This is a genomic window from Streptomyces griseoluteus (assembly GCF_004784465.1).
Taxonomy (GTDB): Bacteria; Actinomycetota; Actinomycetes; order Streptomycetales; family Streptomycetaceae; genus Streptomyces; species Streptomyces griseoluteus.
Genome location: NZ_SRRU01000007.1, coordinates 14,725 through 26,420, shown reverse-complemented (window position 1 = coordinate 26,420; position 11,696 = coordinate 14,725). Strand labels below are relative to the sequence as shown.

At 72.2% G+C, this 11,696-nt stretch carries 7 protein-coding genes; 3 read left to right on the top strand and 4 right to left on the bottom strand.

Annotated elements, in window-relative coordinates:
• Nucleotides 1-287: 287 nt before the first annotated feature.
• The 4 genes from ald to E5082_RS19500 form a co-directional block, all read right to left on the bottom strand.
• The gene (gene ald / locus E5082_RS19515) at nt 288-1,403 is read right to left on the bottom strand and encodes an alanine dehydrogenase (RefSeq protein ID WP_167514111.1); all 1,116 of its coding nucleotides are present in this window, start codon (nt 1,401-1,403) and stop codon (nt 288-290) included.
• Between the two features lie 150 nt (nt 1,404-1,553).
• Nucleotides 1,554-3,632 (bottom strand): tetratricopeptide repeat protein, encoded by a 2,079-nt coding sequence (locus tag E5082_RS19510; protein WP_135792544.1) that lies wholly within the window; start codon nt 3,630-3,632, stop codon nt 1,554-1,556.
• 209 nt (nt 3,633-3,841) lie between these two features.
• Entirely contained in the window at nt 3,842-4,468 is a 627-nt protein-coding gene (locus E5082_RS19505; RefSeq protein WP_135792543.1) for an NUDIX domain-containing protein, read from the bottom strand.
• An 84-nt stretch (nt 4,469-4,552) separates the two neighbouring features.
• On the bottom strand, nt 4,553-6,220 hold the full coding sequence (locus E5082_RS19500; protein WP_130339399.1) for a CTP synthase: 1,668 nt from the start codon (nt 6,218-6,220) through the stop codon (nt 4,553-4,555).
• Nucleotides 6,221-6,774: 554 nt separating this feature from the next.
• On the opposite strand from E5082_RS19500, the gene E5082_RS19495 reads away from it, so the two are divergent.
• The 3 genes from E5082_RS19495 to E5082_RS19485 are packed head-to-tail and all read left to right on the top strand — an operon-like array spanning nt 6,775 to nt 11,682.
• Nucleotides 6,775-8,577 carry a glycoside hydrolase family 15 protein gene (locus tag E5082_RS19495; protein ID WP_135792844.1) on the top strand — a complete coding sequence of 601 codons (1,803 nt, stop codon included), beginning with the start codon at nt 6,775-6,777 and terminating at the stop codon, nt 8,575-8,577.
• A gap of 51 nt (nt 8,578-8,628) precedes the next feature.
• Entirely contained in the window at nt 8,629-10,011 is a 1,383-nt protein-coding gene (locus E5082_RS19490) for an FAD-binding oxidoreductase (protein WP_135792542.1), read from the top strand.
• 51 nt (nt 10,012-10,062) lie between these two features.
• Nucleotides 10,063-11,682 (top strand): PucR family transcriptional regulator, encoded by a 1,620-nt coding sequence (locus E5082_RS19485; RefSeq protein WP_135792541.1) that lies wholly within the window; start codon nt 10,063-10,065, stop codon nt 11,680-11,682.
• Nucleotides 11,683-11,696: the final 14 nt, after the last annotated feature.

Genomic DNA, 11,696 nt, shown 5'->3' with positions numbered 1-11,696 from the left:
TCGGCGGTCCGCAGCAACACAATCCGCCGGACCCGGCACGATGTGTCGACAATGAAACATCCCGCTGTCAAGGGCGTACAGCCGTCGCACCGCAGGTTTCACCGGTGTGCGAATCGGTCCAAGCGTTACGTTCGAGGCGAGTTGACCTAGCGTCGCAAAGTGACCATACACACATCCGGCCGGACCTTGTCGGGCAAGGTCCGGCCGGGTTCGCGGTGTTGACGATCCATGTTGACGAATCGCCTTTTCCACGCGGGCGACTTGGTGCTTCGCCGTCGTTCTGGAGGTCAGCCGATCAGGGTCTCGATCGCCACGTGCTCCAGGCCGTGCGCCTCGGCGACCTCCTTGTAGACGACCTTGCCGTCATGGGTGTTGAGGCCGCGGGCGAGCGCCTCGTCCCGGCGCAGCGCCTCGACCCAGCCGTTGTTGGCGAGCGAGACGATGTACGGGAGCGTCGCGTTGGTGAGCGCGTTGGTGGAGGTGTTGGGCACCGCGCCGGGCATGTTCGCGACGCAGTAGAAGACCGAGTTGTGCACCCGGAAGGTCGGCTCGGCGTGCGTGGTGGGACGGGAGTCCTCGAAGCAGCCGCCCTGGTCGATGGCGATGTCGACAAGGACACTTCCGGGCTTCATCCGCGACACCAGCTCGTTGGTGACCAGCTTCGGGGCCTTGGCGCCCGGGATGAGGACGGCGCCGATGACGAGGTCCGCGTCGAGGACGGCCTTCTCCAGCTCGAAGGCGTTGGACATGATCGCCTTGACCTTGCTGCCGAAGATCCGGTCGGCCTCGCGCAGCTTGTTGATGTCGCGGTCCAGCAGGGTGACCTCGAAGCCCATGCCGACGGCGATCTGGGTGGCGTTCCAGCCGGAGACACCGCCGCCGATGACGACGGCCTTGGCCGGGGTCACGCCCGGCACGCCGCCGGGGAGCACACCGCGGCCGCCGGCCGGGCGCATCAGGTGGTAGGCGCCGACCTGCGGGGCGAGCCGGCCCGCGACCTCGGACATCGGGGCGAGCAGCGGCAGCGCGCGGTTCGTCAGCTCGACGGTCTCGTACGCGATCGCCGTGGTGCCGGACTCCAGCAGCGCGTCGGTGCACTCGCGGGAGGCGGCCAGGTGCAGGTAGGTGAAGAGGATCTGGTCCTTGCGCAGGCGGTGGTACTCCTCCGCGACCGGCTCCTTGACCTTCAGCACCAGGTCGGCGTCGGCCCACACCTGGTCGGCGGAGTCCAGGACGCCGGCGCCGGCGGCGATGTACTCCTCGTCCGTGATCGAGGAGCCGAGACCGGCGCCCCGCTCGATGACGACCTGGTGGCCGTTACGCACCAGCTCGTGCACGCCGGCGGGGGTGATGGCCACCCGGAACTCGTTGTTCTTGACCTCGCGGGGGATGCCGACCTTCACGTCGATCACGGTCCTTGGCTCAGGGGGTATGGGGGGGGTGCGCTGAAAGACATACCCGGGCGTGCCGGGGCACACCGGGAGACACCGCAGGAGAACGTGCGGCAGAGCCAGTCTAATGAAGGCGTTCCGCGTGTCTAGCCTTCCATTGCATCAATCTTCATTGGATGCACTACGGATTTCGCAGGCACCTGAGGTGTGGGGGTCCGATTCCCCTGGCTCTCCGTCGGCGGCGGTGCCGGTGGCCGCCTCCTCTTCCAGCATGCGCTCGGCCGCCGCGCGGTGCAGTCGGGCGGCCGTGGGATCGCCGAGCCGGTCCAGGGTGTCGGCCAGCCGCAACTGCAGCGCGGCCAGCAGCCGGGTGTCCTCCGCGCGCCGCGCCCACTCCACCGCCTCCTGGCAGGTGCGCAGGGACTCCTCGGGCCGCCCGGCGTACTCCTGGACGCGGGCCAGCTCGCTCAGGGCGCGGGCGTGGGCCGCGATGTCGCCCTCCTTGCGGTACCCGGCCAGGGCCGCCCGCCAGTTGCGCTGCGCCTCGCCGTACCGGCCCGCGTAGGTGTGGGCGGTGGCGATACGGCCGTAGAGCCGAGCGGCCTCGACGCGCTCGCCGCGGGCGAGGCGCTGGGAGAGGGCGCGGCCGAACCAGTCCGCGGCCCGGTCGTGGTCGCCCAGCTCCTGGTGGGCGCCGCCTACGGATTCCATCGCGCGGCCGGTGGCATAGGGGTCGTTCGCCTCGCGTCCGGCGTCCAGCGCGGCACGGTAGCGGGCCAGCGCGGCGCGGGTGCGGCCGGTCTGGGCGTCCACGTCGCCGAGGTTCAGCAGGGCGGCGGCCTTCTCACGGGGCAGTCCGCGCCGCTCGGCGACATCGAGGACCAGGCCGTGGATGCCGTACAGGTCGGGGGCGGCGGCCCGGGTGCCGAAGTGGGCGACCATGGCGCGCACGAGCTGGGACATCAGGCGACGGGCCAGGGTGTCCAGCTCGCCGTCGGCCACCGCGAGCCGGGCGGCGGCCAGCAGTGCCGGGCGCCGGGCGGTGAGCCAGGCGGCGGCCGCGGCGGGGGTCGGGAAGCGCAGCGGCGCCGGGATCGCCTGGAGCTTCTCCCGGGCCTGGGGGCTGTCGGTCTCGGCGGCGGCGCGGCAGGACTGGAGGAGGCGTACGTCCCGCTCCAGCAGCCGGGCGCGGGCCAACTGGAGTTCGGCGGGGCGCTCGCCCGCCTCGGCGAGCCCGCGCAGCAGGGGGTGCAGGCAACCGGGGATGTCGTACTCGGGCAGCGGGCCGGCGACCGGGCGGAGCAAGCCGAGGGCGGCGAGTTCCCGCAGTACGGTCTGCGCGGTCTTGACCGAGCAGCCGGCCAGTGCGGAGGCGGAGTGCGCGTCGACGGTGCCGGCCGGGGCCTGGGAGAGCAGGCGCAGGGTCCGGGCGGTGGCGGCGGGCAGTCCGTCGTGGACGAGCTGGAGGACGCGGGCCAGGGTGGGGGCGTCGTCGGGGCCGCTGTGCAGCCGCTTGGCCAGGTCGGAGACGGCCGTCTGGGGGCGGGCGGCGAGCCAGCCGCCGGCCAGGGTGAGGGCGGCTGGCTGTCCCTCGCAGATCTCGGCGAGGCTCTCGGCGGAGCGCGGGTCGACGGTGACCCGGACCGAGCCGGTGTACCGGGTGAGCAGTTCCACCGCGGACTTGGTGTCCAGGCCGCCCAGGGTGCAGGGGCGGACGTCGGAGATCCCGGTGAGGGGGCCGCGGGAGACGGCGACCACCAGGCAGTCGGGGGCGTCCGGGATGAGGGCGTCGACCTGTTCGGCCCCGGTGGCGTCGTCCAGCAGGAGCAGGGCGCGCCGGTGGGCGAGGGCGGTGCGCAGGGCCTCGCTCAGCTCGTCCTCGGCGGCGCCCGCGGGGGCGGGGGCACCGAGCGCGCCGAGCAGCTCGCGGGCGGCGCGCTCCACGGGTACCGGGGTGCCGTCCGGGTCGCCGAGACGGGTCCGGAACACTCCGTCGGGGTAACGCTGCGCGACCTGGCGGACGAACTCCTCGGCGAGCGCGGTCCGGCCGGAACCGGGTCGCCCGGCGATGAGGAGGACCCGGGCGCGGGGTGCCTTGCGGCCGGCGAGGGTGTCCAGGCCGGTGCGCTCGATGTCGGCCCTGAGCTCCTTCAACTCCCGTGTGCGCCCGAGGAAATGACCCTCCGGGGCCGGCGGCTCCGGCAGCCGCGCCTCATCCTGGTCCACCGCCTGATCCGTCACGGGCCACGCTCCCGTCCCACCGCACGCGCAAAGCCCGCCGGTTCTTCCGGTGCGGGCGTTTTCCAGAGCCTAGTTCACGCTCTGCGACGTCCCCGGTGGAGCGCGGCGGACGGGTCCCCCGATCGGATCAGGCGATGGTCACACCATTGGAGTGCTACTGGAGTGCTGCTGGGGTACTGGTGTGGATCTTGGCCGGATTCAGCAGGCGGTCAGGACGTGAAGGGCCGCGCGGGCCACGGCGCGTCGGCCGGGCGCAGGCTGTCCAGCCCGTCCCCGGCGCGGGCGGCGGCCAGCGAGAGGACGCCGACGACCAGGCAGTTGTTGTGCAGGTCCCCGGCCAGCACCAGCCGCACCAGCTCGTCCACGGGCACGCGCGCGTGCTCCATGTCCGTCTCCTCGTGCTCCGGGACGAAGCGCTCGCCCTGCGCCTCGGAGATGTCGCGGGCCAGGAAGATCCGTACCGCCTCGTCGCAGCCGCCGGGGCTGGTGTAGACGTCGGTCAGCACCCGCCAGTCCTCGGCCTTGACGTGCGCCTCCTCGTACAGCTCGCGCTGGGCGGCGTGCAGCGGGTTCTCGCCGGGCACGTCGAGCAGGCCGGCCGGGATCTCCCAGAGCTTGTGGCGTACGGGGTGGCGGTACTGGCTGATGAGCAGGACCCGGTCCTCCTCGTCCAGGGCGAGGACGGCGACCGAGCCCGGGTGGACCTGGTAGTCGCGGCGGACCACCGAGCCGTCGGGCATGACCACGTCGTCCGTGCGGACGGCGGTCTTGTTGCCCCTGAACGGGGTCGCGCTGTCGCGGATCTCCCACTCCTCGGGGGTGTCCTTGATCGTCATGCCCTGTCCCTCCACGTGCTCACAAGAAAACCGGGGTGCGCACCTTTGAAGGTTCGCACCCCGGCCACCGTAACAACTGGTGTGTTACTTGGAGTTCTTCGGCTTGCCCGCCGTCTTGCGCTCGACGGAAGCCTTCACCAGGCCCGCGAACAGCGGGTGCGGCCGGGTCGGCCGCGAGCGCAGCTCGGGGTGCGCCTGGGTGGCGACGAGGTAGGGGTGGACCTCGCGCGGGTACTCCACGTACTCGACGAGCTTGCCGTCGGGCGAGGTGCCCGAGAAGACGATGCCCGCCTTCTTCTCCAGCTCGGCGCGGTAGGAGTTGTTGACCTCGTAGCGGTGGCGGTGCCGCTCCTCGACGTACTCCTTGCCGTCGTAGACCTCGCGGACGATGGAGCCCTCGGCCAGCTTGGCCGGGTACATGCCCAGCCGCATGGTGCCGCCCATGTCACCCTCACCGGCGACGATGTCCATCTGCTCAGCCATGGTGGAGATGACCGGGTGGGCGGTGGCCGGGTCGAACTCGGTGGAGTTGGCGTCCGGGATGTCCGCCAGGTTCCGCGCGGCCTCGACCACGATGCACTGCAGGCCCAGGCAGAGGCCGAGCAGCGGGATCTTGTTCTCGCGGGCGTAGCGGATGGCGCCGACCTTGCCGAGCACACCGCGGTCGCCGAAGCCGCCGGGGATGCAGATGCCGTCCACGTCGCCGAGGGCGGCGGCGGCACCGGCCGGGGTCTTGCAGTCGTCGGAGGTGACCCACTTGATCTTGACGCGGGCGCGGTTGGCGAAGCCGCCGGCGCGCAGCGCCTCGGTGACCGACAGATAGGCGTCGGGCAGGTCGATGTACTTGCCGACCAGGGCGAGGGTGATCTCGTGGTCCGGCTTGTGCACACGGTCCAGCAGGTCGTCCCAGGTGGTCCAGTCCACGTCCCGGAAGGGCAGGTCCAGCTTGCGGACCACGTAGGCGTCCAGGCCCTCGCCGTGGATGGTCTTCGGGATGTCGTAGATGGAGCGGGCGTCGGGGCAGGCCACGACGGCGTCCTCGTCCACGTCGCACATCAGCGAGATCTTGCGCTTGATGGCGGTGGGGACCTCGCGGTCGCAGCGCAGCACGATCGCGTCGGGCTGGATGCCGATGTTGCGCAGCGCGGCGACGGAGTGCTGGGTCGGCTTGGTCTTCAGCTCGCCGGAGGGACCGATGTAGGGCAGCAGCGAGATGTGTACGACGAAGACGTTGTCCCGGCCGACCTCGTGGCGGACCTGGCGGACGGTCTCCAGGAACGGCAGCGACTCGATGTCGCCCACGGTGCCGCCGACCTCGGTGATGACGACGTCCACCTCGTCGGTGGCCATGCGCCGGATGCGGTGCTTGATCTCGTTGGTGATGTGCGGGATGACCTGCACGGTGTCGCCCAGGTACTCGCCGCGCCGCTCCTTGGCGATGACCGTGGAGTAGACCTGGCCGGTGGTGACGTTGGCCGAGCCGTCGAGGTCACGGTCGAGGAAGCGCTCGTAGTGGCCGATGTCCAGGTCGGTCTCGGCGCCGTCGTTGGTGACGAACACCTCACCGTGCTGGAAGGGGTTCATCGTGCCGGGGTCGACGTTCAGGTACGGGTCGAGCTTCTGCATCACGACGCGCAGGCCGCGAGCCTTGAGCAGCATGCCCAGGCTGGAGGCGGTGAGGCCCTTGCCGAGCGAGGAGGCGACACCCCCGGTGACGAAGATGTGCTTGGTCGTCGTAGATTTCGGCGGCATGGCCAAGAGGGGGCTCCCGTGGTCGCTGTCTGTGATGCGGTGCGGTCGCCGGCCCGGAGAATCTGGTGTTCCTCGCGGTGGCGTCGTCGCTGCGGTTCGGGGGTTTTGGGGCCCACCGGTCCACGGGCTACCAGGGTATCAGCGCCTGGAGGAGTCGGCGTCCGGCCACGCTCCGCACACGGCCGGGAGGGCTGGGGTGACCAGGCACCGGACGCGCGGGCGGCCGTCACGGGGCTCTCACCCCGCAGTCACTCGTTCGGCCCACACGGGTTGCCCCGAGCGGCGCGCGGATCATCCGGGTGCGTCGTATCCTGCTCGGACACTCGCTGCCGAGCGCGGCCGGGATGACGGCACACCCCCGCCTCCAGCATCCCCGCCACTGGCATGTGGAACATGGAGACCGCGGCAGTTCGTTGAGCATGGACCGCCGTTTTGCCTCAGGGCTAGGCGGGCTGCTTTGCTTCACCGCTCAACGTATGACAACCACCCCTTGACCGCACCAAGCGACTGCCCCCTCGTGCGGGGGTGACGTGGCCGTTCGACTGGAGTTGCACGTGGCCGGGCGCATCGAAGATTACGCACTCATCGGAGACATGCAGACCGCTGCCCTGGTCTGCCGGGACGGCACGGTGGACTGGCTGTGCCTGCCACGCTTCGACTCGCACGCCATCTTCGCCGGCCTGCTCGGCACCGAGGAGCACGGCTTCTGGCGGCTCGGCCCGGCGTACGCGGCGGACTCACCCCCGCCCACGGCGGCCCGGCGGAACTACCGGGGCGACTCGCTGATCCTGGAGTCGGAGTGGGACACCCCCCGCGGCACCGTGCGGGTGACGGATTTCATGCCCCCGCGTGACGGCGCCCCGCAGCTCATCCGGATCGTGGAGGGGCTCAGCGGCGAGGTGCCGATGCGCTCGGAGCTGCGCATGCGGTTCTCCTACGGCCGTGTGGTGCCGTGGGTGCACAAGTACGACACCCGGACGGTCGCCGTCGCGGGTCCCGACTCGGTGTGGTTCGACACCGAGGCGGACACCTACGGCAAGGACCTGACGACGTACGCCGACTTCACCGTCTCCGCCGGTGAGCGGGTCGCGTTCAGCATCTCCTGGCAGCCCTCGCACAAGGAGGCGCCGCCGCTGCCCGAGCCGGAGCAGGCACTCCGGGCGACGGAGGAGTTCTGGCGCGACTGGGTCGAGCAGTGTACGTACCACGGCCCCTACCGTGAGGCAGTGATCCGTTCGCTGATCACGCTGAAGGCGCTCACCTACGCCCCCACCGGCGGCATCGTGGCCGCGCCCACCACCTCCCTGCCGGAGGACATCGGGGGCGTGCGCAACTGGGACTACCGCTACACCTGGCTGCGGGACGCGGCGATCACCCTGTCCTCGCTGCTGCGCACCGGCTACCGCGACGAGGCCCGCGCCTGGCGCGAGTGGCTGCTGCGGGCGGTGGCGGGCGACCCGGAGAACCTCCAGATCATGTACGGCATCGCCGGTGAGCGTGAGCTGGGCGAGGCCGAGCTGGACTGGCTGCCGGGGTACGAGCACTCCCGTCCGGTCCGGGTGGGCAACGGCGCGGCCGACCAACTCCAGCTCGACGTGTACGGCGAGGTCATCGAGGCCCTCCACCTGGGCCATATGACGGGTCTCGCCCGCAACGACTACGCCTCGGTGCTCCAGCTCAAGCTGATCCGCTACCTCGAGGACCACTGGCAGGAGCCGGACGAGGGCATCTGGGAGGTGCGCGGGCCGCGCCGCCAGTTCGTGCACTCCAAGGTGATGGCCTGGGTCGCCGTGGACCGCACGATCAAGCTGATCGAGTCCGGGGACGCGGAGGGCCCGCTGGAGCGCTGGAAGGAACTGCGCGACGACATCCACCGCGTGGTCTGCGAGAAGGGCTACGACCCGGAGCGCAACACCTTCACCCAGTACTACGGCTCCAAGGAGCTGGACGCCTCCCTGCTGCTGATTCCGCAGATGGGCTTCCTGCCACCGGACGACAAGCGGGTCATCGGCACCATCGAGGCGATCCAGCGCGAGCTGTCCACCTCCGACGGGTTCATCCTGCGCTACCCGACCGACGGCGAGGACGCGGGTGTGGACGGCCTCCCCGGTGACGAGGGCGCCTTCCTGGCCTGCTCGTTCTGGATGGCGGACGACCTCGCGATGATCGGCCGGGTGGACGAGGCCCGCAAGCTGTTCGAGAAGCTGCTCGATCTGCGCAACGACCTCGGCCTCCTCGCCGAGGAGTGGGACCCCCGCCTCCAGCGCCAGGTCGGCAACTTCCCGCAGGCGTTCAGCCACGTCCCCCTGATCGACACCGCCCTGCGGCTGACGGCCTCGGGGGCGTACGGAGGCTGACCCCCGCCTAGGGTGGGAAGTGGACCACTCCCGATGTGGAAGGGGGCGGCCATGGCTTCCCTCTCGAAGGCGGGCGCGGCGCTCACCGCGCTCCGTGAGGAGCTGACCGGCGAGGTGTTCGTGCCGGGCGAGGCGGGGTACGACGAGGCCCGTGCCGTCTTCAACGCGATGACCGACCGGCGGCCGGCCGTGATCGCCCAGTGCGCGGACACCGCCGACGTGGTGCGCACGGTCCGCTTCGCCCGTGACCTGGATCTGCCCGTCGCCGTGCGCGGCGGCGGGCACAGCGTCGCGGGCAACGCCCTGGGCGACGGCGCGGTGGTGGTGGACCTGCGCCGGATGCACGGCGTGAGCGTCGACCCCGAGGCCCGCACCGTACGGGTCGAGGGCGGGGCCACCATGAGCCACCTGGACCGGACCTGCCAGCCGTACGGGCTGGCCACGACCGGCGGCCGGGCCTCCACCACCGGGGTCGGCGGGTTCGTGCTCGGCGGCGGCACCGGCTGGCTGGACCGTGCCTTCGGGCTCGCCGTGGACAACCTCCGGGGCGTGGAGCTGGTGACGGCCGACGCCGATCAGGTGCGGGCCGACCCCGAGGAGCATCCCGAGCTGTTCTGGGCACTGCACGGCGGGGGCGGGAACTTCGGCGTGGCCACCGCGCTCACCCTGCGCCTGCACGAGCTGCCCGAGTTCTCGGTCGCCCTGCTGCTGTACCTTCCGGAGCACGGTCCCTGGGCGGTGCGCGCCTTCCGCGAGGCGATCGACGCCGGCCCGGACCGGCTGAGCGGGGCGCTGCTGTACATCACCGGCCCGCCCGAGGAGTTCGTCCCCGAGGAGCTGGTGGGGCACCTGGTGTGCGGGGCGCTGGTGACGTACGCGGGCGGGGTGGAGGCGCTGCGCGACCTGATCGGGCCGCTGCTGGCGCTGCCGGTGGCGGGCGGGCTGGTCGCCGCGCTGCCGTACGCGGACGTCCAGTGCATGATCGACGACCCACCCGGCCTGCGGAACTACTGGTCGGCCGAGTATCTGACCGGCCTGCCTGACGATCTGGTGGACGTCTACTGCTCGCTCGCGGAGCGGATGCCGGTGCCGACCGGCACCCAGCACATCCTGTTCCCACAGGGCGGCGCCCTCGCGTCCGGCCCGCACGACTACCCGATCCCCTACCGGGACGCCCCCTGGTCGGCGCATCCCTTCGCCATCTGGGAGGACCCCGCCGACGACGAGCGCGCCATCTCCTGGGTGCGGGAGGTGCGCTCCGAGGTCGAGCCGTGGAGCACCGGCGACGTGTACCTGAACTTCATCGGCGACGAGGGCGCGGAACGGGTCGGCGCGGGGCTGGGCGTGGGCAACATGCTCCGGCTGGAGAAGGTGAAGCGGGCCTACGACCCGGATAACGTCTTCCGCTTCAACCACAACATCCGGCCGCTGTAGCTGCACGGCTCCGGCTGTTCCGTACGAGGTCAGGGGGGTAGCGTCCCGCGCATGGGCACAGAGGGTGGCGGGATCACCGTGCGGCGGGCGCTGGAGCTGCCCGGGCTGCGCGGGGGGCTGCCGGAGGTGGTGGCGGGCGAGGACCGGCTGGAGCGCGCGGTGCGCTGGGTGCACGCGGGCGAGGTCCCGCACATCGCCTCGCTGCTCAAGGGCGGCGAACTGCTGCTGACCACCGGGTACGGGCTGGGCAGGCGTCCGGCCGAGCAGCGGGCGTTCGTGCGCACGCTGGCCGAGCGGGGCATCGCCGCGCTGGTGGTGGAGTTGGGCCAGCGCTTCACCCGGCTCCCCGCCGCGATGGTGGACACCGCGCGGGCGACCGGCCTGCCGCTGGTCCAACTGCACCGCGAGGTCCCCTTCGTGGCGGTCACCGAGGAGATCCACACCGAGATCGTCAACGGCCACTACGCCCTGCTCCAGCGGGCGGAGGACGTCCACCGGCGCTGTACGGAGGCGCTGCTCGGCGGGGGGGGGGTGCCCCAGCTGCTCGCCATCCTGGCCGGCTTCTGCGCCAACCCGGTGTTCCTGGAGACCGCGGACGGCCGCCTGCTGTACGCCGCCGGGCAGGGCCCCGAGGGCGCGGACCCCTTGCAGGTGTGGGAGGGGCTGCGCGGACCGCACCGGGCGGAGCCGCCGCCGGCGGGTGCGCTGCTGGTGGACGTGCCGGGCGGTGGCGCGGGGCCGGGCGGGGTGCGGGCGCGGCTGGTGCTGCTGCCGGTGGGCGCTCCGCTGGCGCCGGTGCACCGGATCGCGGCCGAGCGGGTGGCGGGAACCGTGGCGGTGGTGCTGATGCAGGCCCGGCAGGAGGAGGAGCTGGCGGCGCGCGGCCGGGGTGACTTCCTGACGGACCTGGCCGAGGGCAGGGTACGGGCCGGGGACGCCCCGGCGCAGGCCCGTGTGCTGGGGTTCCGGCCGGGTGACGGCCCGCTGCTGCCGGTGGTGATGCGGGTGGGGGACGCGCTGTCCCCGGCGGGCGGCTGGGCGGTGCTGGCGCGGGCGGTCGGCGAGGAGCTGGCGTCGGTGGGGGTGCCGGTGCTGCTGGGGGTGCGGCCGGTGGAGGGCCGGGTGCCGGTGCTGGTGGGGCTGCGCGCAAAGGCCGACCGGACACCGGTCGCGGACCGGGTGGCGGCCGCGCTGCGGACGGGCGCGGAGCGGGCCGGGATGATCCGGCCGGGAGCCCGGCCGCCGGTCGTGGTGGTGGGGGTGCCGGGCGACTGGGCGGCGGCCTCGGCGGGGCTGCGGCACGCGGCGGAGACGGCGACCGCCGCACAGGGCCTCACGGACCAGCCCTGGTACGACGCCCGCCGCCTCGACATCGACCTGCTGCTGTGGCGGCTGCGGGACCACCCTGACCTGTCGGCCTTCGTGGACCGCGCCCTCGGCCCGCTGCGCGAGCACGACCGGCGCGCGAAACCGCCACTGCTCCCCACCCTGGAGAGCTACCTCGCCCACGCGGGCCGCAAGGCGGAGACCGCCCGCGAACTCCACCTCAACCGCCAGACCCTCTACAACCGCCTCGCCCGCATAGGCAAGTTGCTGAACGCCGACCTCGACGACCCGCACACGGTCCTGGCGTTGAGCCTGGCCCTGCGGGCGAGGCGGCACGTGGACTAGGGCGTGTCCGCAAA